Origin of the sequence: Geobacillus thermopakistaniensis (assembly GCF_000498995.1) — a bacterium.
Lineage (GTDB): Bacteria > Bacillota > Bacilli > Bacillales > Anoxybacillaceae > Geobacillus > Geobacillus thermoleovorans.
Genome location: NZ_AYSF01000013.1, coordinates 49,650 through 76,057 on the forward strand (window position 1 = coordinate 49,650; position 26,408 = coordinate 76,057).

Genomic DNA, 26,408 nt, shown 5'->3' on the forward strand with positions numbered 1-26,408 from the left:
GGGGATTCAAACGTGGCACATCCTTATGTGTTTCCGAAACTCCCAATGGAAACGATGATTGCGATCATCCGAAATGGGTTGACGAAAACATCCACCCCTCAAAACATCGTCATTATCGGCGCCGGAATGGCCGGACTTGTCGCAGCGTCATTGCTGAAGCAAGCCGGCCATCGCATCACGATTCTTGAAGCGTCCGAGCGGGTCGGCGGCCGAATCTACACGCTCCGCTCCAACTTTCGCGACGACCAGTATCTTGAAGCTGGCGCCATGCGCATCCCGCACACCCATCAATTGACATTGGAATACATCAAAAAATTCAACTTGCCGCTTCACCCGTTTATCAACAGCACTCCGCGCGACATTCTGTATTTTCGCGGCGTGAAAGCGCGCCTTGGTGAATATGAGCGGCATCCCGACCTCTTTGGCTTTCCGGTCGCCCCGCATGAACGAGGCAAAACCGCTTCCCAATTATTGCAGATGGCGATTCGTCCGGTCATTCAATTCATCGAACAAAATCCGGAAAAACATTGGCCGATTGTCATTGAACAGCTCGACCGCTACTCGCTGGACGCCTATTTGCGCTACAACCCATTCGGTCTACCGTTGTCCGTGGGAGCCATCGATATGATCAAAGCCGTTCTCTCGTTAGAAGGATTCCCTGAACTTTCGTTTCTGGAGATGCTGCGCGAACTGATGGTGCTGTTTACGCCGAATATTCGCTTTTATGAAATTGTCGGCGGCAACGATCGGCTTCCCAAAGCTTTTTTGCCGCAGCTGAAGGACGAGATTTTCTTTAGCCATAAAGTGCAAAAAATCGTCCAGCACGAAAACGGCGTCACCATCCACGCCACCCATACAAAAATTCTCCAGCCGTTTCAAATCACCGCAGATCGCGTGATCGTCACCATCCCGTTTTCGATTTTGCAGTTTATCGAAATGGAGCCGCGCCATTCGTTTTCCGAAAACAAATGGAAAGCGATCCGCGAACTGCATTACGTCGGCTCGACGAAAACCGGCATCCAATTTAAAACACGATTTTGGGAAAAAGAAGGGATGTTCGGCGGCAAAACGGTCTCGGACTTGCCGATTCGATACACTCAATATCCGAGCCAAGGCATCGGCACGGCAGGGCCTGGCGTCGTATTGGCCAGCTATACGTGGGAAGACGACACGATCCCGTGGGACAGCTTAAGCGATGAAGAGCGGCTTGAATACACGCTCAAAAACTTAGCTGTCCTCCATGGCGAACAAGTGTACCGTGAATTTGAAACCGGAACAAGCCATAGCTGGGTTCGCTATCCGTACTCAGGCGGCGCCTTCACGATGATGAAGCCGAATCAAGTGACGGAGCTGTCGCCGTATATCGCCGCTCCCGAAGGAAGGGTGCATTTTGCCGGGGAACACGCTTCCACCCACCACGGATGGATTCAAGGCGCCATTGAATCCGGCATCCGAGCCGCTTATGAAGTGAACAATTTGCCAGCTTAGCAGGAAGCGGCAACCCGTTCCTTCATGTTCCAGAACAGCGATGATGGCGGAACGTCTTCATCCGCTCATACAGCGTCGAAACATCCTCAGCACTGACAATCAGATCGAGATCTTCCGGCGCGGCAAATCCGTTTTCGACTGTATGCCGAAGCAAATGAAGAAGGGGGTCGAAAAACCCGTCCACGTTGAGCAGGCCGATCGGTTTTTGGTGGAGGCCGACGCGCGACCATGAGAGCACTTCAAACAGCTCTTCATACGTCCCGTACCCTCCTGGCAGGGCGATAAACCCGTCGGCCGACTCATACATTTTCGCTTTGCGCGTATGCATCGTATCGACGACCAACAGTTCGCTCAATCGATTATGCGCCACTTCCCGGTCCTTCAAAAATTGTGGAATGACCCCAACCACGCGCCCTTGATGCCGAAGCGCCGCCTCCGCGACTTCCCCCATCAAGCCGCGTTTTCCGCCGCCATAAATGAGCGTCATGCCGCTTCGGGCTAAAAACGTTCCGAGCTCTTTCGCCGCTTCCTTGTATTTTACGCTTTGTCCATAACTTGATCCGCAAAACACACAGATGGCTTTCATGATCGTGACACACCTTTACTCGCATCTAGGTCTTCATTATTTTATCAGTCTGTCCCCCATCCGGCAAATCACACCGACAGGCTGCCACCGAATCCGTTTACACCAGCCTTTTCGAACCGCAACATCGCAAAAAACACATCCCCTCTGGCTCGTCCAGAGGGGATGTGGCACGTTGTCATTGATAAATATGCACAAACGGCTCGTCTGCTTTCGCCTGGCGCACGATGAGGCTTTCCGGCTGGCCGGCCGAGGCGATGTAGACGTTGACGGTGATGTAGTCCGGGAATTTTTCCATCACCAAGCCGGTCACGTATTGGGTAAAGCCGATCACTTCCGCTTTGCCGTAAAACGGCATCGTAATGTTGATCGTTAACTTCTGAAGCTGGTCGTTGACATACAGCCCTCTGCCGACGATGCCGGTGTAGTTCGGGAAAAAGTCCTCAACGTCTGATTTAAAATTATTGAATTTCAGCCAATCGTCGCGGTGGTTTTCTTCCGCCTCATCAGACGGGAATAAATAATATTCCTCGTTCACCGCCTCCCAATCATCGATGGTGCTGCTTCCTTCATCGACATGGGCGACGGCGAAAAAGTGGCCTGGAACAACAGATGAACGGGGCGCTTGTTTGTACAGGGCGATCGTAATCGGCACGTTCCCAAGCCCTTTCATGCTCCGCAGCCGCTTCAGCACCTCGGCGGCGATCCGCTTTCCTTCCCGTTCGATGACATCGTCTTTGATTTTGACCTCCCGCGGATAGCCTTGCTCGGTCGAATAATAGTGGACGGAGTTTAACGCCAGGCCGATAGCGATGCCGCCGAGCTTCACTTTGTCGTTGTCGATCTTCACCAAATAATCATGTTCCAAAATGCTCGCCAAATAAATCGGGCTTTGTTTGTTTTTTTGTTCGTTTGTTCCCGTGTCGCTGATCGGTGGGTTTAAGCCGATGTTGTCTTCCGGCTTCATTTTCTCTTCCTTCAGCTGGCGAGTCGTCTTCTTGCGAGCGAGCCATTTTCCAACCGTCTCGCTGTCTAAATATTGCCCCTCTTGGAACAAGTACTCATCCGACGGAAACTGCTCAGTGGCCAAGCGCATGAGCCCCGTCTCAAATTCGTCGACATCAAGGCGCGTATTTAAATCATTGACGACCTCCCCACGGGCCCCGGACGGTTTGAACGGAAGGATGACGCGGTAATACGAGTCGGCAATGTTGTATTTCGGGATGACGGCTTCTTGCTGTTTGCTGCCTTTGTCTTGCACGACTTCCTCACCTTTGTCAAACTTCGGCGCACACGCAGACAACAAACAAATCGAAGCGAGGCCGACAGCGGCCAACCGCTTTCGGGCCCGATTCGTCCAACGGCAGGCAACCAAACTGCGAAGTGGTGAGATTCGTTTCATCGTTTCCCCCTGCTGATCTCTTGCAAAAATCGTGATTCGTCCCAAATCTCAATGCCAAGCTGCTGGGCTTTCTCCAGCTTCGATCCGGCGTCCTCACCGGCGATGACGATGTCGGTGCTGCGGCTGACGCTGCCGGTGACGCGCCCGCCGAGCCGTTCAATCTCTTCTTTTGCCTCATTGCGCGACATCGACGCGAGTTTGCCGGTCAAGACGACCGTTTTGCCGGCGAAGGCGGAGTCAGCAGGCGCTTCAGCCGCCCGCTTCAGCCCTTTGTATGCCATGTTGACGCCGTAAAGCCGCAGCTCATGGAGCAGCTCGGCCGCTTCTGGCTGGGAAAAGAAGGCGATGATCGAGTCCGCCATTTTCTCGCCAATTTCCGGCACGGCCATCAATTCCTCTTTCGTCGCTTTTTCCAGCCGCTCCATCGTTTCAAAATGCTCAGCCAAAAGTTGGGCGGCTTTCGCTCCGACGTAGCGGATGCCAAGACCGAACAGCAACCGCTCGAGCGAGTTTTGCTTCGATGCCTCAATCGCTGCAAGCAAGTTGGTTGCTGACTTTTCGCCCATCCGTTCCAAACCGATGAGCTGTTCTTTCGTCAGCCGGTACAAATCGGCGACATCGTGGACGAGGCCAGCGTTAAACAGTTGGGTGACGACTTTTTCGCCCAACCCTTCAATGTTCATCGCTGCTCTTGAGGCAAAATGGATGAGCCGTTCGCGCAGCTGGGCCGGGCATTTCGGGTTTAAGCAACGGAGCGCCACTTCTCCATCTAGGCGGACGAGCTCGCTTTCGCATTCCGGACAATGCGTCGGCATCACAAACGGCGTTTCATCCCCGTCGCGCCGGTCGACGACGACGCCGACCACTTCCGGGATGATGTCGCCCGCTTTTTTAATGATGACCGCATCGCCGATGCGAATGTCTTTTTCCCGTATAAAATCTTCATTATGAAGAGTGGCGCGCTGCACGGTCGTGCCGGCGACGCGGACCGGCTCTAAGATCGCTGTCGGAGTGACGACGCCCGTGCGGCCGACGTTCACCTCAATGCCGATGAGCGTCGTCACCACTTCCTCGGCTGGGAATTTGTAGGCGATCGCCCAGCGCGGGCTTTTTGCCGTCGCACCAAGCTCCCGCTGTTGGGCGAACGAGTCGACTTTAATGACGATGCCGTCGATCTCGTACGGCAGCTGCGGCCGTTTTTCGTGCCACTCGTTGACGAAGGCGATCACCTCATCGATGTTGGCGCAGCGCCGCCGCTCGGGATTCACTTTAAACCCAAGCGCCTGTAAGTAGTCGAGCGCCTCGCTGTGCGACTCAATGCCAAGCTCTTCAGCATTGGCCAAACCATAAACGAACAAATCGAGCTGGCGCGACGCCGCCACTTTCGGATCGAGCTGGCGGAGCGAGCCAGCCGCAGCGTTGCGCGGGTTGGCAAACAGCTCCTCGCCTCGGGCTTTTCGCTCCTCATTCAAGCGCAAAAACGACGCTTTCGGCATGAACGCCTCGCCGCGCGCCTCCAGCGACACCGGCTCCTTCAGCCGAAGCGGCAGTGAACGGATCGTTCTCAAATTTTCCGTAATGTCCTCGCCGGTCGTTCCGTCGCCGCGCGTCGCCCCTTGGACGAAATAACCATCTTCATAGCGGACGGAGACAGCGAGACCATCGATTTTCAACTCGCACACGTACGCTGCTTCGCCGACCTCTTGGCGGACGCGGCGGTCAAAATCGCGCAAATCCCCTTCGTCAAACGCGTTCGCGAGACTCATCATGGGAACAACATGCGTCACTTTGCGAAACGCCTCAAGCGGAGGGCCGCCGATGCGCTGGGTCGGCGAGTCGCTCGTTTTCAATTCCGGATACTGTTCCTCGATGGCCATCAACTCTTGCATGAGCCGGTCATACTCGGCGTCCGGGACGGACGGCCGGTCGAGCACATAATATTCGTAGCCATAGCGGTGCAGCAGTTCGCGCAGCTCGGCCGCGCGCCGTTCGGCTTGTTGGCGGTCCATACGTTCACCCGTTCTCCTTTCTATACTTTCTCAATCGGCGCAAATTTAGCGAGCAGACGTTTAATGCCGATCGGGCTCGGGAAGGCGATATCGAGTTCTTGGTCGTCACCTTCGCCACGGACACTGACAACCGTACCGATTCCCCATTTCCGATGGTTCGCCCGGTCTCCGACTTTCCACACCCTGATGGCGCCGCCTGCCTGCAAGCGAGCGGACGCTGAACGGGAAACAGACGGTTTCCCACGCGAGACCGTCTCCAGCAAATGCGCGGGAATCTCATCTAAAAAGCGCGACGGCCGGTTCATTTGGATGTTGCCAAACAGCGTCCGCATTTGCGCGTTCGTCAATACGAGCTCTTCCTCGGCCCGAGTGATGCCGACATACGCCAGCCGCCGCTCTTCTTCCATTTCATCCTCATTCTCCAGTGAACGAAGATGCGGAAAAATGCCTTCTTCCATGCCAATCAAAAACACGACCGGAAACTCAAGCCCTTTGGCGGCGTGCAGCGTCATGAAGACGACGGCATCGCCCTCGGCCGCCTGATCTGTCCCATTCAGCTCGTCCAAATCAGAAATGAGCGCCAAGTCGGTTAAAAAGGCGACGAGCGATTTATCGTCGCTTACATTTTCGAAATGCTTCGTCACCGACAAAAACTCGTCCAAGTTCTCAAGCCGGCTTTGCGCTTCAATCGTCCGTTCCGCCTTGAGCATCTCGCGGTAGCCCGATTGGTCGAGCACTTCCTCCACAAGTTCCGTCACCGGAACGTATTCTTGCAACTGCGTCCATTGCTCAAGCTGTCCGCGAAACGCGGCGAGCGCCCCGGCCGTCTTCGCGCTGAAGCCGATCATCTCCAGCTCGCCGAGCGCTTCAAACAAGGACAGCTCATGCTCGGCCGCATAGCGGACAAGTTTGTCGATCGTAGAGGCGCCGATGCCACGCTTTGGCACGTTGATGATGCGAAGCAAGCTCAAATCGTCATCGGGGTTGGCGATGACGCGCAAGTAAGCGAGAATGTCTTTAATTTCTTTCCGGTCATAGAACTTTAAGCCGCCGACGATTTGGTACGGAATGTTCGCTTTTAAAAACATTTCCTCGATGACGCGCGACTGGGCGTTCGTCCGATAAAGCACGGCAAAATCGCGGTAGCGGCGCTCCCCGCTCTCAACCGCCTCTTGAATGCGGCGGGCGACAAATTGCGCTTCGTCCACTTCGTTCATCGCTTCATAATAGACGATTGGCTTCCCTTCCGGGTTTTCCGTCCACAACCGCTTTGGTTTTCGATTGACGTTATGCGCAATGACTTCATTTGCCGCCTGCAAAATGCGTTTCGTCGAGCGGTAGTTTTGTTCAAGCAAAATGACTTTCGCGTTCGGGTAGTCGCGCTCAAACGATAAAATATTGCGAATGTCCGCCCCGCGCCACCGGTAAATCGACTGGTCGGCATCGCCGACGGCGCAAATATTTTGAAACCGGTCTGCGAGCTTTTTCACCAGCGTATATTGAGCGCGGTTCGTATCCTGGTACTCATCGATATGGATGTACTGGAACTTATACTGGTAATATTGAAGCACATCCGGCACGCGGTCAAACAAGTGGATCGTCGTCATGATCAAATCGTCGAAATCGAGTGAATGATTGCGGAGAAGGCGCTGTTGATACTCTTGATACACGTCGCCGACGATCTTTTCGTAGTACGTCGATGCCCGCTTTGCGAATTGCTCGGGCGTGAGCAAATCGTTTTTCGCCCCGCTGATCGTCGCTAAAATCGTCCGCGGCTCAAATTTTTTCGGATCGATATTTTTGTCTTTCAAAATCGCTTTGATGACCGAAAGCTGATCCGTCGGGTCAAGGATGGAAAAATTGCGATTGATGCCGATGCGGTCAATGTCGCGGCGCAACATGCGGACGCACATCGAATGGAACGTCGAAATCCACACGTCTTCCGCCGCCCCGCCTAAGAGCGCCTGCACCCGCTCCTTCATTTCACGCGCCGCTTTGTTCGTAAACGTAATGGCTAAAATATTCCACGGCGCCACCTGTTTTTCCGCCATCAAATAGGCGATCCGGTGCGTCAGCACGCGCGTTTTTCCGCTGCCCGCTCCCGCCATGATGAGCAATGGGCCTTCTGTCGTTTTAACGGCTTCTTGCTGCTCTTTGTTTAAATGCGCAAGCAGCTTTTCCGATAAAAAATTCATCATGTCCACCACCAACAAAACATATGTTCTATTTTCCGTCATCGCCGTTGCGTTGACCAGCCATCTGCTTCACCGCCGCCACCGTCGCCAACGCCTGTTCGAACGCGTCGTAAATCGCGTTGCCGACGACCACCGTATCGGCATAGCGCGCCATATGCTCCGCCTGCTCAGGAGTTGTGATGCCGCCGCCGTAAAACAGCTGCGTCTGATCAAGCGCTTGTTTCACTTTTTCCACGACAGACGGATCTCCATAAACTCCGCTATACTCAAGGTAAAAAATCGGCAGCTTGTACAAATGCTCAGCCAAACGGGCATAGGCCACAATATCGTCGACGTCAAGCTCCGTATCGGCTCTCGTCAGCTTGGCGGCCTTGCATTCCGGATTTAAAATGCAATAGCCCTCTGCGGCAATCTCATCCCAGTTCATCATATCACCGTATTGTTTCACCGCCTCGTGATGACGGCCGATGATCCACTCCGCCTGCCGGCTGTTTAACACGATCGGAACCAAATATACGTCAAATCCCGGCGTCAGCGCTTCGACGTCGGTGACTTCGAGCGCGCATGGCACCGAAAAACGGCGGATGCGAGCCAATAAATCAAGCACGTTGTCGATGGTCACCCCGTCGGTTCCGCCGACGATGACGGCATCCGTTCCCGACTCGCAAAGGCGCTCAAGGCGCTCGTCATCAATCGGTTTATTCGGGTCGAGTTTAAACACATGGCGCCAAGCGCGAATCTCCTCCATAGCGGCAACCCTCCACTCCGTCTCCATTGTTCCATTATAACAAATCCGCAAAAAGAAAAGGAGTTCCTTTGCAAATGGAAGGAATCTCCTTGCCGCGTCAGTCTGTGACCGCTTCGTTGGCTTCTTTCTCTTCTTGCTGTTGCTCCTCTTTAATGCGATCGAGCGCCATGGCGTAAGCATCATTGCCGTAGTTGAGGCAGCGCTTGACGCGCGAAATCGTCGCCGTGCTCGCTCCGGTTTCCGTTTCGATTTTGTGATACGTATATCCTTCGCGCAGCATGCGGGCGACCTCGAGCCGCTGGGCGAGCGCCTGGATTTCATTCACGGTGCATAAATCATCAAAAAAACGGTAACACTCTTCTAAATCGCGCAGCGATAAAATCGCTTTAAACAGTTGATCCAACTCTCTGCCGCGCAGTTTGTCAATTTGCATAGCTGCTTCCTCCTTGCGTTTTGGCGGGAAAAATGTTGTAGCCAACCAATCTGCGAATCCACCGCCCCTTTGCCTTGCAACAGACAAGGCGGTTATGATTTCCACTGGACGATCGCCAGTTCCGGCACGATATTGATCCACGTTTTTCCCGGCACGAATCCGATCGGAGCCCCGTTATGGTACGGCAGCAGCCGGCCGTCGACGTTTTTCCATTCGATCGGCTGCATGACGCCGCCCTGCAGCAAGTACCCCTTGCCACCGGAGGCGAGGTCGATGTCGCGCCGTCCGTGGCTATCGATGACTCGATGCCGGGCAGCGATAATCATGACGTTTTGCACGACAACCGGCTTATGCGTATCATAATCGATCGTTTGCTCGCCGCCGCTGTACCGGTAATACCCCTTTTGTTCAGGAACATATTGGTATTCAACCTGGGCATAGGCGCGATGCGAATAGGCGATGTGAACCGTCTCGACCTTTTGGCCGCTCGGCTCATCGGTGCGAAACGATAGCGGGGCAACGTGGTCCGTCCAAGCATACCCGTTTTGTTTCGCTCCTTTTTCGATGTTGGCGAATGAAATGTATGAGTTGTGCGGCGCCTTGCGGAACGGGACGCGCTGAAACAATGTGCCGTCGTAAAACAATCCGTTCAAATAGTCGATTCCGCCTCCCTCAAGACGCGCTTTCGCCTCCGGACTCCAGCCGTGACATACATACAGTGCATGGTAGCCTTCACTCAAGTCAATATAGTAATCACGCGCGCTTCGCACCGGTCCGACCCGCTCCGGCAATTCGCTTTGGTACAACGCCAACAAACGGGTGATATCGCCCTCGGCAAGCACCTCATACACGATGTCCGCCGCACGAAGCCCCGATTGCGGCCGCGCCTTCGGGTGATTGTTGATCATCACGCCGACGACCCGTTGATGGATGTTCCCTTTCGCCGGCAGCCCCGTCAGCGGGAACGTTTGTTTTTCCTCCGCCGGAGGCTTGGACGGCTGCTCCTGCCGAGGAGCCGGTTTGGCTGGTTCAGCCTGCTTCGGCTCGCTTTTGGTCGTGCAGCCCCCTAACAACAACAATGCCGCGCAGCTGATGACGAACAGCCAATGTTTCAATGGACACACAACCTTTTCTTTTTTATTTTACCGCATTATCGAAGGAAAGAGTACCGTTTTGTGCATCACATCATAAATGCCGCGTTGGGTGACGCGCACATACGGCAGGTGGGTCGATTGCAAAAAGAGCAACGAATACACCGGGTCTTCGAACGGATATCCACGCTCGCGCAACAAACGGACGAACGTTTTTTCTTCGTTGATCAATTCATCCACCTCCAAGGAGGACATCATGCCGCCTAAAGGAAGCGAGAGCTCAAACAAAATCTCTCCGTCCTCAGCGAGCACAATGCCGCCGCCGATCTCCTTCATCCGCCGGAAGGCGAGCATCATATCTTCCTTATGCTTGCCGATCAAAATCAAATCCCCGGTGTTCGAGTAAGAACTCGCCAGCCCGCCAAGCACCGATGAAAAACCTTTTAACATCGTATTGACGCGCCAGCGGCCGTTTCGGTCAAACAAGGCCAGAAAACACTCATCATGGTCATGCCCTAAACGGTCGCGCGACGTATCGATCGACACGGAATACGGTTTTAAAATGACGGCGTTTTCCATGCGCAGCCCCATCGGCATCGAAAATTGCAAATCATCCCATTCAAGCTCCCATGACAACGAAAGCGGCCGAATGCCAAACCGAGACCATTCCGGCGCCGGCCAGAGAGGCGGCGCTTCTCCATCGCGCTTCACCCATTCGCCTTTGGCGAGCACTTGCGCCGGCGTCGGATCGTGAGCCGAGCGCAAAAAGTTGATATGAGCGATGCGGCCGGTGGCAATGCTGCCGTGAAGATGCTCGATGCCGTAGTGGCGGGCAGCGTTGATCGTCGCCATCGCATAGGCATCGATCACCGGCACGCCATGCTCGATCGCGATGCGGATCAGCCAATCGATCACCCCATTCTCATAAAACGCCGGCGGCGAGCCATCCGTCGTCAACAAGCATTTATCATAATGCCGGATGCCAAGCGCTTTCATCTCTTCAAGCAGCACCGGCAAATCCGGGCGAATCGAGGAATGCCGAAGCGCGACGGTATAGCCGTGCCAAAGGCGCATGCGCACTTCCTTTCCCGTCATTGCCTCATGATCGCCATCTGCGCCAAAGAGCGCCATTTTGACAAGCGTCTTTTCCGACGCCCCCGGAAAATGCCCTTCAATTTTGCGGCGCCGCCGATGCGCTTCTTGCATCCAATACAAGATGATGTCATCGCCGCTCGCCACTTTTGGCCATGAGGTCAACTCACCGCCTTGAAGCACCGCCTCTTGGTCAAGCCAGCGCTTGATCCGAGCATTGGACACTTGTTCCTCTTCGCGCTCGAGCTCCGTTTGCCCATCAAACCGGCACCACCAATACATCGACGTTGGAAGCGCATTCATTTCTTGTAAAAATAAAAGCGCGTCTTCATCATCGAGCTGCAAAAGCAAAAACAAGTTATCGTTGATGAGCGTTGTTGTTCCGTGCGCCGCTGCATAACGAGCAAACGAATGGGGATTATATAATTGAAATGGATGAACATGCGGCTCAATGTAGCCGGGAACGAGCACGTACCCACGGCAGTCGACGATCTCACACGCCTCGTCGACACGATCGGGAAGACGCTCTCCGGCATACACGATGCGGTCGCCATGGATCCATATGTTTCCTTTTACCCATTCACGAAAATACGAATGCAAATATGTGGCGTTCACCAATACTTTCGTCGGCGATTGTTTGCCATCAATCACCGCTGCTTGTGCACGCAGTTCGCTGCCTTTCCATCGGTAACGTTGTTCGCCCATTGACACCCCGTCCCTTGTTTCCTAATCGTTCCATACAACCATTTTAACGCACAAAAGCGACTTTCACAATAAAAATATAAGGAGGGGACAGACCGATGGCGAATATCGGCATTGTGAACGCATTCATTCGCATCACGGTTGGCCTGACTGTCATCGCCTGGGCCACCGCCCGCCTCGCCCGGCGGCCATGGTGCACATCCTATTTGTGGGCCGCTTTGCTTGGGGCGATGAAAGTCGGAGAAGGGATCACCCGTTTTTGTCCGATGACCGCCCTGTTTGACAATATGCAGCGCCGGCAGCTGTTTGAAGAGGAAAAGGAAGCGGTCGTCAATCCGACATGAGGGAGGACATCCGTCCGACGTTGCGCACCGCTTTTGCCGATGTCTTCCATTCCACCGTCATTCGGCAACATTTTTCGCATCGTGAGCGATACGTGCTGCTATGTATCGAAACGGCCGATGAAGAGTGCCAACTGTCAACGAAAGAGAAGAAAGCAAAATGATCTGCGGCTTGGCATTGTGGACTAGCCAAACATCATCAAAAAAGGTGTCCCATACTTGGGACACCTTCGACTACAAAGGAGTGAACCACCATGCTGCTCGAGTATATGACCGATATGTCGTTCGTATTGGCCGCGTTAATCGGCGGCATTATCGCCCTTTCATACGTGTATATGCGGCGGAGGCGCGTTCGATAGCGCGCCGGCCGATGTCGCGCCGGTAAAATAAGCCGTCGCAGTCGATCGCCGCCAACTGCTCGTACGCTTTTTCCTTCGCTTTTGCGAGCGTCTCCCCTTTGGCCGCTAACAGGAGAACGCGTCCGCCATTGGTGTACCATGCGCCGCCTTCTCGTTTGGTGCCAGCATGGAACAACAACGCATCAGGGGAAATTCGGTCCAACCCGCGGATTTCGGCCCCGCGCTCGTAAGCCCCGGGGTAACCTTTAGCTGCCAGCACGACGCCAAGCACCGCCTCGTCCGTCCATTCAAGCTCCAACTCTTTTCCATCCATCACCGCTAGTACCGCTTCCACCAAATCGGTCTTCAGACGCGGCAGCACGACTTGCGCTTCCGGATCGCCGAAGCGGGCGTTGAATTCGATCACTTTCGGCCCATTTGCCGTGGCCATCAATCCAGCGTACAGCACGCCAAGAAACGGCCGTCCTTCCGCCGCCAACGCTTTCGCCGCCGGCCGCAAAATGGCCTCTAGCGCGGCATCCATCATCTCATCCGAAATTTGCGGCACCGGCGAGTAGGCTCCCATGCCGCCGGTGTTCGGTCCTTCGTCTCCGTCATACGCCCGCTTATGGTCTTGGGCGATGGCGAGCGGATACACCTTCTCGCCGTTAACGAACGCCATAAACGAAAATTCTTCCCCTTCTAAATACTCCTCAATGACAACTTGACTGCCGGCTGTGCCGAATTGTCCGTCGACAAGCGCTGCCTTCGCCGCGGCAAGCGCTTCTTCCACCGTTTGGGCGACGGTGACGCCTTTTCCGGCGGCCAATCCGTCCACTTTAATGACGATCGGCGCGCCTTTTTGTTCAATATAAGCTTTCGCCTCTTCGTACGACGTAAAGGCCGCATGGTCCGCCGTTGGGATGCCGTATTTCTTCATCAGCTCTTTGGCAAACGCCTTGCTTCCTTCGATGAGCGCCGCCCTCTGGCTTGGGCCGAAAATGCGAAGCCCCTCGGCCATAAAACGGTCAACAATGCCGGAAGCAAGCGGCGCTTCCGGCCCGACGATCGTCAAATCGATCGCCTGTTGTTTCGCAAACTGCACCAATGCCTCAATATCGAGCTCATCAATATGGACCAGTTCCGCCACGTCCGCGATGCCCGGGTTTCCCGGCGCTACATACAGCCTGCCAACAAGCGGGCTTTGCGCCGCTTTCCAGGCGATGGCGTGCTCGCGCCCGCCTCGTCCGATGACCAGTACATTCATCGTCTCCCTCTCCTTTGCCACGCTTAATGTTTAAAGTGGCGCACGCCGGTGAAGACCATGGCTATGCCGTATTCATCCGCTTTGCGGATCGAATCCGCGTCGCGAATCGAGCCGCCCGGCTGAATGATAGCGGTAATGCCGGCTTTCGCCGCCGCCTCGACCGTATCGTCCATCGGGAAGAACGCATCGGAGGCCAACACGGCGCCAACCGCCTGTTCCCCGGCTTGTTCGATCGCAATTTTGGCCGCGCCGACCCGGTTCATTTGCCCGGCGCCAACGCCGACTGTCATCCCGTTTTTGGCCAGTACAATCGCATTCGATTTCACATGTTTGACAACCTTCCAAGCAAACCGAAGCTGTTCGCGCTCAGCCTCGGTCGGCTCGCGCTTCGTAACGACGTTCCATTCAGCGTCTTCGAGCGTGAACGTATCGGCCTCTTGGACGAGCAAGCCGCCATTGACGGAAACGAGCATTTTTTCCTTGACGTCCGGCGCGGTAAAATCAAGCGCCAACAGACGGATGTTTTTCTTTTTCGTCAAAATGGCAAACGCCTCGTCGCTGAATGACGGAGCGATGACGATTTCCAAAAAGATGTCGTGCATCCGTTCGGCTGTTTCTTTGTCCACTTCACGGTTGACCGCAATAATGCCGCCGAAAATCGACACCGGGTCCGCTTCGTACGCTTTCGTAAACGCCTCAAGAAGCGTCGCGCCGACGCCGACGCCGCACGGGTTCATATGTTTGATGGCGGCCACAGCCGGCTCTTGAAATTCGCGAATGAGGTTGATCGCCGCATTGGCGTCGTTAATGTTGTTGTACGACAACTCTTTGCCATGCAGCTGTGCCGCGTTGGCAATCGAGAACGCCGCACCGAGCGGCTTGGCATAAAACGCTGCCGATTGATGCGGATTCTCGCCATAGCGCAATGATTGTTTTTTCGTATACGTGACCGTGAGCGTTTCCGGATAGTTCTCTCCGGTGAGGTTTGTCAAATACTCCGCAATCATCGCGTCATACGCCGCCGTATGGCGGAACGCTTTCGCCGCCAGTTGTTGCCGCGTTTTTGCTTGGATCGAACCGGTCGTTTTCAGTTCTTCAATCACCATCGGATAATCGGCTGGATCGACGACAATCGCGACATCAGCATAGTTTTTCGCCGCCGCACGCACCATCGTCGGGCCGCCGATATCGATGTTTTCAATCGCCTCCGCGAGCGTCACATCCGGTTTGGCGATCGTTTGTTGGAACGGATACAAGTTGACGACGACCAAATCGATCGGGCGAATGCCATGCTCTGCGAGCGCTGCTTGGTGGCGCTCATCGCTGCGCACCGCCAAAATGCCGCCGTGAATGGCCGGATGCAATGTTTTGACGCGCCCGTCCAAAATTTCCGGAAAGCCGGTGACATCGGAAATCGAAATGACGGGAACGCCGGCGTCTTCAAGCGCTCGTTTCGTCCCACCGGTCGAAATGATATCAATGCCAAGTTCAGCCAGCTGCTTCGCAAACGGAATGACGCCTTCCTTATTGGACACGCTGATCAATGCTCGTTTCACTGCCATCGTTCTCGATCCTTTCTTCCTGTTGTTCCTTTTCCCCTAGCAGCATGCGCAACACCGTCGGGTACAGCTCGTGTTCGACTTGATGGATGCGCTCCTCAAGCGCCTCGATCGGCTCGCCCGGCACGATCGGAACAACGCGCTGGGCGATGACCGGCCCGGTATCCATTCCCTCATCGACGTAATGAACGGTAACGCCCGTTTCCGATACACCAGCCCGATACGCTTGGCCGATCGCATCTTTGCCCGGAAACGCGGGCAACAGCGACGGATGGATGTTGACGATCTTCCCCTCATAAGCCGAAAGCAGCGTCGGCCCGATCAAGCGCATATAGCCGGCCAACGCAATCCAGTCGATTTGGCGCCCCTTTAGCTCACGCAAAATCTCGCTCTCAAACGCCGCTTTGGACGGGTAGTCTTTTGGGGAAAACACAAACGCCGGCACGTTTTCGCGCGCCGCTCGTTCAATGACTTTCGCACCAGGGCGGTCGCAGACCAAAAGCGCCACACGAGCCGGCAAATCGCCGCGTTTGGCCGCGTCCACGATCGCTTGAAAGTTCGTGCCGCTTCCTGAAGCGAACACCGCCAGCCGCTTCATGCCCGGCCCCCTCCAGCAAACGACACGCCCGCTCCTTCGGCCACTTCGCCGATGATGTACGCCGGTTCGCCTCGTTTCGAAAGCCACTCAACAAGAGGAGCCGCCGTTTCCGGACTGACAGCGAGCACAAGGCCGATGCCCATATTAAAGACGGAAAACATTTCTTCTTCCTCAAGGCTGCCCTTTTCACGCAAAAAGTCAAAAATCGGCAAAATCGGCCATGAACCGAGCTGAATGCGCGCGCCGATTCCCGGCGGCAGCATGCGCGGAATGTTTTCGATCAACCCGCCGCCGGTAATATGCGCCATCCCTTTGATCGTAAACCGCTCGCGCACAGAGCGCAACAGTTTCGCATAAATGCGCGTCGGCTTCAATAACTCCTCGCCGAGTGGAACATCAAGCGGCTCGTAAATCTCATCAAGCGACAATTTCGCTTGTTCAAACACGATGCGGCGCACAAGCGAATAGCCGTTGCTGTGAAGGCCGCTTGATGGCAGGCCGACAAGCGCATCGCCCGCTTGGATCGTCTCTCCGGTTATGAGTCGCTCTTTTTCCGCAACGCCGACCGCAAACCCAGCCAAATCATACTCATCTTCATCATACATTCCTGGCATTTCCGCGGTCTCCCCGCCGATCAAGGCGCAGCCGGCTTCGACGCAGCCGTCGGCCACCCCTTTGACGATGGCGGCGATTTTCTCCGGCACCGCCTTGCCGCAAGCGATATAGTCGAGGAAAAAGAGCGGCTCCGCCCCTTGGACAATAATATCGTTGACACACATAGCGACACAGTCGATGCCGATCGTATCATGCCGGTCAAGCAAAAACGCTAGTTTCAACTTCGTTCCGACACCGTCCGTGCCGGAGATGAGCACCGGCTGGCGGTAACCAAGCGCGGATAGATCAAACAAGCCGCCAAACCCGCCGATCCCGCCCAGCACTTCGGGACGCATCGTTTTTTGCACGTGCTCTTTCATGAGGGCGACGGCCTGATAACCAGCCTCGATGTCGACCCCTGCTTGTTTGTATGCCTTTGCCACGTCAACTCCTCCTTTTCGCCGCCCATCACGCTCAGGACGCCAGGCGACGCTCTTGTTGCGCAGCGTTTCTCTCGCGGAAACGCGCCACCACATTCGTCAGCTGCACCGGTTATACTTCCTCCATCATTTCATCGTCAGACATGGCCGCGCCGCTTGACCGAGGCGGGTCGGATATTGGCCAGTGAAACACGCCAAACATTGCCCGCGCTGCGGCGAGACGTCCGGACGCCCGATGGCCTCAAGCATCCCTTCCTGGCTGATAAAGGCGAGGGAATCAGCGCCAATCAAGCGCCGAATCTCTTCAACAGTGCGATTCGCCGCGATCAATTCTTCCTTTGACGACGTATCAATGCCGTAAAAGCAAGGATGGGTGATCGGCGGCGCGCTGATGCGCACGTGCACTTCAACCGCCCCGGCTTCACGGAGCATCGCGACGATGCGCCGGCTCGTCGTCCCGCGCACGATCGAATCATCCACCATCACAACCCGTTTGCCGGCCACAACCCCGCGCACCGGCGACAGCTTCATTTTCACTCCTTGCTCGCGCAACGCCTGCGACGGCTGGATGAACGTCCGCCCGACATATCGGTTTTTAATCAACCCCAATTCGTATGGAATGCCGCTCGCCTCAGCGTAGCCGATGGCAACAGAGATGCTTGAGTCCGGCACGCCGGTGACGATGTCGGCCTCTGCCGGCGCTTCCAAGGCCAGCCGCTTTCCTAAGTTTTTTCGGGCCTTATGGACATTGATGCCGTCGACATGGCTGTCCGGACGAGCGAAATAAATGTACTCCATGCTGCAAATCGACCGCGGCTGCCTAGGAGCGAACCGTTCTGAACGCACCCCTTCGCGGCTGATGATGAGCAATTCCCCAGGCGCCACTTCCCGCTCGTATGTGGCGCCGATGACGTCAAACGCGCACGTTTCCGACGCCACGACATACGCCGAGCCGAGCCGGCCGAGCGACAGCGGCCGAAACCCGTGCGGATCAAGCGCCGCATAGAGCGCCTTTTCCGTCAGCAGCAAAAACGCAAACGCCCCTTCGATCTGACTGAGCGCCTCTTTCATTTGCTCGACAAACGTCGGCGCTTGGCTGCGGCGGATGAGATGGGCGAACACTTCCGTATCCGATGTCGTCTGAAAAATGCTTCCTTGCCCTTCAAGCGCGAGCTTCAACTCGATGGCGTTTGTCAAGTTGCCGTTATGGGCGAGCGCCATCGCGCCGGTTTGCGAGCGGAACAAGAGCGGCTGAACGTTTTCATAGCCGCCCCCGCCCGCCGTCGAATAGCGGACATGACCGATGGCCGCCGCCCCTTTGAGCGCATCGAGCGTACCGCTTTGAAACACATCGGTCACCAGCCCCAGCCCTTTATGACTGGATAAGCTCCCGTTATGCGCGACAACGATGCCGGCCCCTTCCTGCCCACGGTGCTGCAGGCTGTGAAGCCCGTAGTATGTGAGCCGGGCGGCGTCTTCATGCCCCCAAATGCCGAAAATGCCGCACTCCTCGTTCAATCCTTTGATTTCAGCAAGCATGGAATAGCCCCTTTCCAGACGTTTCGCATCTTGGCAACGGAAAGGTGAATGAGCGTCTCACCGTGCTCCCCGTTCACCACGAATGCGCCGTCGTCTGTCACTTCGCCGATTTGTTTCGCTTCAACCAGTTGCTCAAACGCCTCTTTTTGCTCTTTTTTCACCGAGACAACAAAGCGTGATTGCGTTTCGCTGAACAGTTCACTGACGAGGTCACCGCCGATCGTCACCTTGGCGCCAAGCCCCGAGGCACCCATGACACACTCAGCAAGCGCAACGGCTAATCCTCCTTCGGCAATATCATGCGCTGACGCCACCACCCCCGCGCGGATCGCCGCAAGCAGCTGGCGCTGGCGGCTTGCTTCCACCTCTAAGTCAATCTCCGGTGCTTTTCCAAAAATGCGGCCTTCCAGCCATTTTTGCAACTCGCTGCCGCCAAACTCCGGCTTCGCCTCGCCGATCACGTAAATGAGGTCGCCCGCTTGTTTAAACGACTGAGTCGTAATATGGGAAAGATCGTCAATGAGACCGACCATGCCAACGACCGGGGTTGGGTACACGGCCTCGCCGTTCGTTTCATTGTACAGCGAGACGTTGCCGCTCACCACCGGCGTCCCGAGCGCCCGGCACGCTTCGCTCATCCCGTCGACCGCTTTTTCGAGCTGCCAGAAAATCTCCGGCTTTTCCGGGCTGCCAAAGTTGAGGCAGTCCGTAATGGCGAGCGGCTTTGCTCCGGAGCAGATGACATTGCGCGCCGCCTCGGCGACCGCGATTTTCCCGCCCGTTTCCGGATCCAAATACAAGTAGCGCGAGTTGCAATCCGTCGTCAGCGCGAGCGCCTTGTTCGTGCCGCGGATGCGCACGACCGCCGCGTCCGATCCCGGGGCGACGACCGTATTCGTCCGCACCATATAGTCGTACTGGTCGTACACCCATTCTTTGCTCGCAATCGTCGGCTGGGCGAGCAGCCCGAGCAATGTTTGATTGTAGTCTTCGATGTGCGGAGTATACGGCGGCATCGCTTGAAACTCGCGGTAATAAGCCGGCTCGGCAGACGGTTTATGATACACCGGCGCGTCTTTCGCCAAGGCGTCCACCGGAATTTCCGCCGCCACCTCGCCTCGGAACAAGAGGCGGAGCATTTTGTCATCGGTCACTTTGCCGATTGCTTTGGCCTCGAGGCCGTATTTGGCAAAAATCGCGGCGATTTCGTCTTCACAACCTTGCTTGACAACAAGCAGCATCCGTTCCTGCGATTCGGACAGCATCATTTCGTACGGCGTCATGCCTGCCTCACGCTGCGGGACGAGATCCAAATTCATTTCAATGCCAAATCCGCCTTTGCTTGCCATCTCGGCGGATGAACTCGTGAGTCCTGCCGCCCCCATATCTTGAATGCCGACTAACGCATCGGACTTGACTGCTTCAAGACACGCCTCAAGCAGCAGTTTTTCCATAAACGGGTCGCCGACTTGCACGGCGGGACGCTTTGCTTCCGACTGTTCGCTCAACTCTTCCGAAGCAAACGTCGCCCCGTGGATGCCGTCGCGGCCCGTTTTCGCCCCGACGTACATGACCGTGTTGCCGACCCCGGTCGCCACGCCGCGCTGAATGTCCTCATGGCGGATGATCCCGACGCACATGGCGTTGACCAATGGGTTGCCTTCATACGCCGGGTCGAACTGCACCTCGCCGCCGACGGTCGGGATGCCGACGCAGTTGCCGTACCCGGCAATGCCGGCGACGACCTGCTCGAACAAATATTTGACGCGCGGCGACGTCAATTCGCCAAATCGAAGCGAGTTCAGCAGCGCAATCGGCCGCGCTCCCATTGAAAAGACGTCGCGGATGATGCCGCCGACCCCGGTCGCCGCTCCTTGGTACGGCTCGATCGCTGACGGGTGATTATGGCTTTCGATTTTAAACGCCACCGCCAGCCCGTCGCCAATATCGACAATGCCCGCACCCTCACCCGGCCCTTGCAGCACGTGCGGACCATCAGTCGGGAATTTTTTCAGCACCGGCTTCGAGTTTTTGTAGCTGCAATGCTCCGACCACATGACGGCAAAAATGCCGGTTTCCGTGTAGTTCGGCAGTCTCCCCAAAATCGCTTCAATGCGCGCAAACTCTTCATCTGTTAACCCCATCTCACGGTACAACTTTTGTTCTTTGATCATCGCCGCGCTCGGCTCAAGCAGTAACGACATGCGTCTCCCTCCAATAGTTGACGATCGATCGGAATAGTTTCAATCCGTCCGCGCTGCCGAGCAAGGCGTCGACCGCCCGCTCCGGATGCGGCATCATGCCGAGCACATTGCCCTGTTCATTGACGATGCCGGCAATATCCGCCAAGCTGCCGTTCGGATTTTCTCCATGGTAACGGAACACGATTTGCCGGTTCTCGACAAGGCGCTCGAGCGTCTGTTCATCGCAATAATAATTCCCTTCACCATGGGCGATTGGAATTGTAATGACTTCGCCTTTTTCGTAGGCAGACGTAAACATCGTTTCATGATTTTCCACCGTCAGCTGGACCGGCCGGCAGATGAATTTCAACCCTTGATTGCGGCGCATCGCCCCAGGAAGCAAGCCGGCTTCGAGCAAAATTTGAAACCCGTTGCACACCCCAAGCACCGGTTTTCCCGCTTCGGCGGCTTTTTTTACGGCAGCCATCACCTTGGAGAAACGGGCAATGGCTCCGGAACGCAAGTAATCGCCGTACGAAAACCCGCCTGGAAGCAAAATGGCGTCAAAACGGTCTAGATCGTCCTCGTCATGCCAAACGTATTCGACCTCTTCGCCAAGTTCATCGGCGATCGCATGATACATATCGACATCGCAATTCGATCCCGGAAACACAACGACGGCAAACTTCATCGGGCGACGGCCTCCTCGATTTCATAGCGGTAGTCTTCAATCACCGGGTTGGCAAGCAGTTTTTCACACATCTCGCGAACGAGCTCGTTGATGTCGCGGTCGCTCTCTTCAATCACGAGCTCCATAAACTTCCCGATTCGTACATCTTTCACTTCCGTATACGATAAGCTGTGCAGCGCCCCTTTTACAGCGGTCCCTTGCGGATCCAACACACTCTCTCGCAACGTGACATACACTTTTACTTTGTACATGCCGATTCTCCCCCTAACCGTTGTAAAATGACTTCGTATGCGTCCGTCAAACTGCCCAAGTCGCGGCGGAACACGTCTTTGTCGAGCTTTTCGTTCGTCTTTGCGTCCCATAACCGGCACGTGTCCGGTGAAATCTCATCCGCCAAGAGGATGGCTCCGTCTGCTGTACGGCCGAACTCAAGCTTAAAATCAATCAACCGCACGTTCCGCTCGGCAAAATGGAGGCGCAGCACGTCATTCACCGCAAGCGCGGCCTGCTTCAGCGCGGCGACTTCCTCGCGGCTGGCGAGTTTTAAAATGAAGATATGATCTTCCAAGAGCAATGGGTCGCCAAGGTCGTCGTTTTTGTAATAAAACTCAACAAGCGGCGCCTCAAGCGGCGTCCCTTCCTCTAGACCGATCCGCTTGGCTAAACTTCCCGCTACCACATTGCGGACAACGACTTCAAGCGGGATGATCGTCACGCGCCGGACCAATTGTTCCGTTGGCGACAGCTTTTCAATAAAATGATTGGCAATGCCTGCTTCGCGCAGCTTCAAAAACAACAAGCTGGAAATCTCGTTATTGAGCCGCCCTTTGCCGGCGATCGTCGCCTTTTTTTCGCCGTTAAACGCCGTTGCGCTGTCTTTGTACTCGACCCAAAGCACATCTGGCTCGTCAGTCGCGTAAATTTTTTTCGCTTTCCCTTCATATAACAGCTGTTGTTTCGTCGGCACGATCAACGCCTCCATTTGTCCAGAAGATTGAAAATCTTTTGTATAGCCGGCCGGCTTCGACCAGCCGGCAGCCGCTCACTCCAACCCTAAGCGTGCAAAAATCGTATCGACATGTTTCAAGTGATAGCGATAATCAAAACAATCATCGAGCTCCTCTTTCGTCAGCCGGCTCATGATCCGCTCATCCGCTTCAAGAAGCGAGCGGAACGGCACTTGTCTCTCCCACGCTTCCATCGCTTTCGGCTGCACCAAATCGTACGCCTCCTCGCGCGTCATCCCCTTGTCGATCAAAGCAAGCAAGACTCGCTGTGAATAAATGAGCCCGAACGTGCGCTCCATATTTTTTTTCATGTTTTCCGGGTACACAAGCAAATGTTTCACGATATTCGCGAATCGGTTCAACATATAATTCAACGCAATCGTCGCATCCGGCAAAATGATGCGCTCGGCCGACGAATGGGAAATGTCGCGTTCATGCCAAAGCGGCACGTTTTCGTACGCTGTCACCATATAGCCGCGAATGACGCGCGCCATGCCGGTCATGTTTTCCGAACCGATCGGATTGCGCTTATGCGGCATCGCTGATGAGCCTTTTTGTCCTTTGGCAAAAAACTCTTCGACTTCGCGGACTTCGCTTTTTTGCAAGCCGCGAATCTCGACGGCAAATTTTTCAATCGATGTCGCAATTAAGGCCAATGTCGCCATATAGTAAGCGTGGCGGTCGCGCTGCAGCGTCTGCGTCGAAATCGGCGCCGGCGTCAAGCCGAGTTTTTCACACACATACTGCTCCACAAACGGATCCACGTTGGCGTACGTGCCGACTGCGCCGGAAATTTTCCCTACTTCCACCATCTTGGCAGCTTGTTCAAACCGCTCCAAATTTCGCACCATCTCGGCATACCAAAGCGCCAGCTTCAGCCCGAACGTCGTCGGTTCGGCATGAACGCCGTGCGTGCGCCCCATCATGACCGTGTATTTATGTTCGCGCGCTTTCTCTTTCAGCACTTGAATGAAGTTTTCCAAATCACGCCGCAAAATCGCGTTCGCCTGCTTTAACAAGTAGCCGAGCGCCGTATCGACGACATCGGTCGACGTGAGACCATAATGCACCCATTTTCGTTCTTCCCCAAGCGTCTCAGAAACGGCGCGGGTGAAGGCGACGACATCGTGGCGCGTTTCTTCTTCGATTTCCTTAATGCGGTTGACGTCAAACGACGCGTTTTCACGCAGGCGGCGGACATCTTCTTTTGGGATGACGCCAAGCTCGGCCCACGCCTCGCACGCGAGCAGTTCCACCTCAAGCCATGCCTTAAAGCGGTTTTCCTCGGTCCAAATCGCTCCCATTTCCGGTCTTGTGTAACGTTCAATCATCCTCGTTCCAGCCTCCGATCATGCCAAATTTGCCACGATTCGATTCTCGCCAACGCCGCCTCGACATCGTCTGCCAGCACCGTCACATGCCCCATTTTCCGCTTCGGCTTCGCTTCGTGTTTGCCGTACAGATGGACGTAGGTCCCCCCGTCGAACGCACCGATATGCCGAATGACCGGCTCGACGTGCTCGCCTAAAATATTGACCATCACCGCCGGCTTCAACAATTCGGTCGATCCGAGCGGCCAGTTGCAGACGGCGCGGATGTGCTGGGCAAACTGCGACGTCGCGCATGCATTGATTGTATAATGTCCGGAGTTGTGCGGTCTAGGGGCCAGCTCATTAATATAAATATCCCCGTCCGCAGTCAAAAACATTTCCACCGCCAGCGTCCCAACGAGCGAAAACGATGCGGCCAACACTTCCGCGTAGCGAATGGCCCGCTCTTGCACGCTTTCCGGAATTCGAGCCGGAACGATCGTTTGATGCAAAATGTTCTCGATATGAATATTTTCCGCCACTGGAAAAACAGCCGTCTCACCATCGAGGTTGCGGGCGACAATGACCGACATTTCCTTCACAAACGGCACCCAGCCTTCCAAAATGCATGGGCCAAGCCCAAGCAAATCAGCCGCTTTGGCTAGATCGCCTTCGCCGCGCAGCACATATTGTCCTTTGCCGTCGTAGCCGCCGCGCCGCGTTTTCAAGACGCACGGGAAACCGATCGTCTGAACGGCCTGTTCAAGTTCCTCCGCTCCATTCACTTCGACATAGGGCGCCACCGGCAAGCTGGCATCAACGATCGCCGCTTTCTCCAGCGCCCGGTCTTGCGTCACCGCAAGCAGTCGGCTTCCTTGCGGGACATAGGCGTTTGCCTCCAGCCACTCAAGCGCTCGCGCATCGATATTTTCAAATTCGTACGTAATGACATCGCTCACGCGGGCCAGTTCAGCGATGGCGTCCAAATCATGATAAGGCGCCGTAATCTCCACATCGGCCACTTGCCCGCACGGGGAGTCAGGCGTTGGGTCGAGCACGGCGATGCGAAAACCCATCTCGCGCGCCGCCAAAGCCATCATCCGCCCGAGCTGCCCCCCGCCGATGATGCCGATCGTCTGCCCAGGAACGATCCGTTGCTTAGTCAAATTGATCACTGCTTTCTACGATTTGTTTGCGAATCGCTTCCCGCCGCGCTTTGAGCGCCTCCATATAGCGTGGCTCAAGCAGTCCAAGAATCGATGCGGCGAGCAGTCCGGCGTTGGTCGCCCCCGCCTTGCCGATCGCCACCGTCGCCACCGGCACCCCGCCTGGCATTTGCACAATCGACAATAACGAATCAAGTCCATTCAATGCTTTTGACTGCACGGGCACCCCAATCACCGGCAGCGTCGTTTTCGCCGCGATCATCCCCGGCAAGTGAGCCGCTCCGCCAGCGCCGGCAATGATCACGCGGATGCCGCGCTCCTCGGCTGTCTCCGCATACCGAAACATCTCATCCGGCGTCCGGTGCGCCGATACGACTTTTTTCTCAAACGGAACACCCAATTCCGCCAAAATGGCGCAAGCATGTTTCATCGTTTCCCAATCCGAATGGCTTCCCATGATCACCCCAACGAGCGGGCTCATACCGTTTCACTCCTTTTGCTAGCACAACAAAACCCAGAACATGCGTTCCCGTTCATAAACGAGGGAAAGCATCGTTCTGGGCTTTGACAGTTGCTGATCGAAAAAAAGCCAAAACCGATCCTTTCCCTCATAGTCCAATCATTTACGGTGATTGGGTAGAAACTTTTGGGCCATATTCCCAAAATTATATGAGGGATCTTCTCATACACTATGAAGTTACCTTTATAGTAGCAGGTTTTTTTTCGGCGTGTCAAGGAAAAAATCGAACATTTAGTATTTCACCAAAGCAAATGTTCGTGTTTTTTGAATCACCAAACGAAGAAGACGGCATATGATGAAGGAGCGGAGGAGGGAGACGTTATGACCAACGAAAATCCATTTATGCCGTTTTCCGATTGGACAAAACATTGGCAGCAATTTTTCCAAAATGATTTTTGGGGAAGCATCCAGCCGTTGCTGCCGTCATCAAACTCAAACAAACCATCATCCGGCATGAACATTTATAAAAAAGACAACGAGCTGCTCGTTGTCATCAGCCTCCCGGGGCTCGAAAAAATCGAAGATGCAGAAGTGTATGTATCATACAAAACGTTGGAAGTGAAGGCAACCATTAATCTAAACTTCAAAGGGTTTGAGCTAGTAGAAGAAGGCCTTTTCCAAGGCCAATTCCAAAAAACAATCCCACTGCCGTTCGCCGTCAAAGAGGACCGCATCGAAGCAACATACCATAACGGCCTGTTGTTCATCCACCTGCATCGACTTATCCCTGACGAGCCGAAAAAGAAAATTGTCATCAAAAAAAGCGAATAATCTCCCCACGAGTGCAAAAAAAGAAGATACCTGCCTTTCCAAAAAAAGTAAAAAAAGAGGGTGTCCATGCCGTACAGGACACCCTTACGCGAGTTTCCGTTTCCTATCGCTTTTATGAAAAAGGGGGTCTAGGAAACGATGATCACGCTTTACATTTTGGGGGAGAGGATTGAAAATGGCGTCATTCAAAATGACTCATTTCCCATTAGGCAAAAATAATGAGAGAACCATTCAGCTCCCTCATTTTTTTGCCTGCCTAGCAGCGACCTACTCTTGCAGGGGCGCTGGCCCCAACTACCATCGGCGCTGGAGGGCTTAACTTCCGTGTTCGGGATGGGAAC

The 26,408-nt window shown here is 55.0% G+C and carries 25 protein-coding genes, 1 rRNA gene and 1 riboswitch; of the genes, 5 read left to right on the forward strand and 21 right to left on the reverse strand.

The genetic code is table 11. The annotated features are described in order from the left end of the window. Window positions 1-45 precede the first annotated feature (45 nt). Window positions 46-1,488 (forward strand): flavin monoamine oxidase family protein, encoded by a 1,443-nt coding sequence (locus tag T260_RS136595; protein ID WP_020279425.1) that lies wholly within the window; start codon window positions 46-48, stop codon window positions 1,486-1,488. 22 nt (window positions 1,489-1,510) lie between these two features. Here T260_RS136595 and T260_RS136590 read toward each other — a convergent pair whose 3' ends face one another. The 8 genes from T260_RS136590 to T260_RS136555 form a co-directional block, all read right to left on the reverse strand. Next, a complete protein-coding gene (locus T260_RS136590) occupies window positions 1,511-2,074 on the reverse strand; it encodes an LOG family protein (protein WP_023633360.1) in 564 nt (187 codons plus the stop codon). 175 nt (window positions 2,075-2,249) lie between these two features. After that, complete coding sequence (locus tag T260_RS136585) at window positions 2,250-3,473, reverse strand: CamS family sex pheromone protein (protein WP_023633361.1); 1,224 nt, start codon at window positions 3,471-3,473, stop codon at window positions 2,250-2,252. Next, on the reverse strand, window positions 3,470-5,482 hold the full coding sequence (gene ligA, locus T260_RS136580) for an NAD-dependent DNA ligase LigA (protein WP_014194775.1): 2,013 nt from the start codon (window positions 5,480-5,482) through the stop codon (window positions 3,470-3,472). Before ligA ends, T260_RS136585 begins: the two co-directional genes overlap by 4 nt. A 20-nt stretch (window positions 5,483-5,502) precedes the next feature. Then, window positions 5,503-7,677, reverse strand: a complete 2,175-nt coding sequence (gene pcrA / locus T260_RS136575; RefSeq protein WP_011229784.1) for a DNA helicase PcrA — start codon at window positions 7,675-7,677, stop codon at window positions 5,503-5,505. A 28-nt stretch (window positions 7,678-7,705) separates the two neighbouring features. Next, window positions 7,706-8,425 carry a heptaprenylglyceryl phosphate synthase gene (gene pcrB / locus T260_RS136570; RefSeq protein ID WP_011229783.1) on the reverse strand — a complete coding sequence of 240 codons (720 nt, stop codon included), beginning with the start codon at window positions 8,423-8,425 and terminating at the stop codon, window positions 7,706-7,708. A 97-nt stretch (window positions 8,426-8,522) separates the two neighbouring features. Beyond that, complete coding sequence (locus tag T260_RS136565) at window positions 8,523-8,858, reverse strand: YerC/YecD family TrpR-related protein (protein WP_011229782.1); 336 nt, start codon at window positions 8,856-8,858, stop codon at window positions 8,523-8,525. A gap of 92 nt (window positions 8,859-8,950) precedes the next feature. Next, window positions 8,951-9,973 (reverse strand): DUF3048 domain-containing protein, encoded by a 1,023-nt coding sequence (locus T260_RS136560; protein WP_031212138.1) that lies wholly within the window; start codon window positions 9,971-9,973, stop codon window positions 8,951-8,953. Window positions 9,974-10,000: 27 nt separating this feature from the next. Further along, window positions 10,001-11,746 (reverse strand): adenine deaminase C-terminal domain-containing protein, encoded by a 1,746-nt coding sequence (locus T260_RS136555; RefSeq protein WP_023633363.1) that lies wholly within the window; start codon window positions 11,744-11,746, stop codon window positions 10,001-10,003. A gap of 95 nt (window positions 11,747-11,841) precedes the next feature. On the opposite strand from T260_RS136555, the gene T260_RS136550 reads away from it, so the two are divergent. The 3 genes from T260_RS136550 (at window position 11,842) to T260_RS1000000140705 (ending at window position 12,443) form a co-directional block, all read left to right on the forward strand. Further along, window positions 11,842-12,087, forward strand: coding sequence for a YgaP family membrane protein (locus T260_RS136550; protein WP_011229779.1), 246 nt, complete (start codon window positions 11,842-11,844; stop codon window positions 12,085-12,087). Beyond that, window positions 12,084-12,248, forward strand: coding sequence for a hypothetical protein (locus tag T260_RS1000000139890; protein ID WP_023633364.1), 165 nt, complete (start codon window positions 12,084-12,086; stop codon window positions 12,246-12,248). The genes T260_RS136550 and T260_RS1000000139890 overlap by 4 nt, the downstream gene beginning before the upstream one ends. A gap of 90 nt (window positions 12,249-12,338) precedes the next feature. Further along, a complete protein-coding gene (locus T260_RS1000000140705) occupies window positions 12,339-12,443 on the forward strand; it encodes an EYxxD motif small membrane protein (protein ID WP_325048220.1) in 105 nt (34 codons plus the stop codon). On the opposite strand, the gene purD is transcribed toward T260_RS1000000140705, so the two are convergent. From purD to purE, 12 genes are all read right to left on the reverse strand, one after another. Then, window positions 12,397-13,689 (reverse strand): phosphoribosylamine--glycine ligase, encoded by a 1,293-nt coding sequence (gene purD, locus T260_RS136545; RefSeq protein WP_023633365.1) that lies wholly within the window; start codon window positions 13,687-13,689, stop codon window positions 12,397-12,399. The genes T260_RS1000000140705 and purD overlap by 47 nt on opposite strands. 23 nt (window positions 13,690-13,712) lie before the next feature. Continuing rightward, window positions 13,713-15,251 carry a bifunctional phosphoribosylaminoimidazolecarboxamide formyltransferase/IMP cyclohydrolase gene (purH, locus tag T260_RS136540; protein WP_023633366.1) on the reverse strand — a complete coding sequence of 513 codons (1,539 nt, stop codon included), beginning with the start codon at window positions 15,249-15,251 and terminating at the stop codon, window positions 13,713-13,715. Beyond that, window positions 15,214-15,846 (reverse strand): phosphoribosylglycinamide formyltransferase, encoded by a 633-nt coding sequence (gene purN, locus T260_RS136535; RefSeq protein WP_011229775.1) that lies wholly within the window; start codon window positions 15,844-15,846, stop codon window positions 15,214-15,216. The genes purH and purN overlap by 38 nt, the downstream gene beginning before the upstream one ends. Further along, window positions 15,843-16,883: a phosphoribosylformylglycinamidine cyclo-ligase gene (gene purM / locus T260_RS136530; RefSeq protein ID WP_023633367.1), complete on the reverse strand. Its 1,041-nt coding sequence runs from the start codon at window positions 16,881-16,883 to the stop codon at window positions 15,843-15,845. Before purM ends, purN begins: the two co-directional genes overlap by 4 nt. Before the next feature lie 123 nt (window positions 16,884-17,006). Beyond that, window positions 17,007-18,419, reverse strand: a complete 1,413-nt coding sequence (gene purF / locus T260_RS136525; protein WP_011229773.1) for an amidophosphoribosyltransferase — start codon at window positions 18,417-18,419, stop codon at window positions 17,007-17,009. Next, the gene (gene purL / locus T260_RS136520; protein WP_021321603.1) at window positions 18,395-20,623 is read right to left on the reverse strand and encodes a phosphoribosylformylglycinamidine synthase subunit PurL; all 2,229 of its coding nucleotides are present in this window, start codon (window positions 20,621-20,623) and stop codon (window positions 18,395-18,397) included. The genes purF and purL overlap by 25 nt, the downstream gene beginning before the upstream one ends. Beyond that, window positions 20,607-21,293: a phosphoribosylformylglycinamidine synthase subunit PurQ gene (gene purQ / locus T260_RS136515; RefSeq protein WP_014194764.1), complete on the reverse strand. Its 687-nt coding sequence runs from the start codon at window positions 21,291-21,293 to the stop codon at window positions 20,607-20,609. Before purQ ends, purL begins: the two co-directional genes overlap by 17 nt. After that, a complete protein-coding gene (purS, locus tag T260_RS136510) occupies window positions 21,290-21,544 on the reverse strand; it encodes a phosphoribosylformylglycinamidine synthase subunit PurS (protein WP_014194763.1) in 255 nt (84 codons plus the stop codon). The genes purQ and purS overlap by 4 nt, the downstream gene beginning before the upstream one ends. Beyond that, the gene (gene purC, locus T260_RS136505) at window positions 21,532-22,275 is read right to left on the reverse strand and encodes a phosphoribosylaminoimidazolesuccinocarboxamide synthase (RefSeq protein WP_014194762.1); all 744 of its coding nucleotides are present in this window, start codon (window positions 22,273-22,275) and stop codon (window positions 21,532-21,534) included. Before purC ends, purS begins: the two co-directional genes overlap by 13 nt. Window positions 22,276-22,335: 60 nt before the next feature. After that, the gene (gene purB, locus T260_RS136500; protein ID WP_011229768.1) at window positions 22,336-23,631 is read right to left on the reverse strand and encodes an adenylosuccinate lyase; all 1,296 of its coding nucleotides are present in this window, start codon (window positions 23,629-23,631) and stop codon (window positions 22,336-22,338) included. Further along, window positions 23,628-24,776 carry a 5-(carboxyamino)imidazole ribonucleotide synthase gene (gene purK / locus T260_RS136495; RefSeq protein ID WP_011229767.1) on the reverse strand — a complete coding sequence of 383 codons (1,149 nt, stop codon included), beginning with the start codon at window positions 24,774-24,776 and terminating at the stop codon, window positions 23,628-23,630. Before purK ends, purB begins: the two co-directional genes overlap by 4 nt. Further along, window positions 24,769-25,257 carry a 5-(carboxyamino)imidazole ribonucleotide mutase gene (gene purE / locus T260_RS136490; protein ID WP_011229766.1) on the reverse strand — a complete coding sequence of 163 codons (489 nt, stop codon included), beginning with the start codon at window positions 25,255-25,257 and terminating at the stop codon, window positions 24,769-24,771. Before purE ends, purK begins: the two co-directional genes overlap by 8 nt. Before the next feature lie 110 nt (window positions 25,258-25,367). Next, window positions 25,368-25,469, reverse strand: a riboswitch (purine riboswitch). Window positions 25,470-25,617: 148 nt separating this feature from the next. On the opposite strand from purE, the gene T260_RS136485 reads away from it, so the two are divergent. After that, window positions 25,618-26,067: an Hsp20/alpha crystallin family protein gene (locus tag T260_RS136485; RefSeq protein WP_011229765.1), complete on the forward strand. Its 450-nt coding sequence runs from the start codon at window positions 25,618-25,620 to the stop codon at window positions 26,065-26,067. 254 nt (window positions 26,068-26,321) lie between these two features. Here T260_RS136485 and rrf read toward each other — a convergent pair. Continuing rightward, a 5S ribosomal RNA gene (rrf, locus tag T260_RS1000000138225) occupies window positions 26,322-26,408 on the reverse strand; the annotation flags it as partial.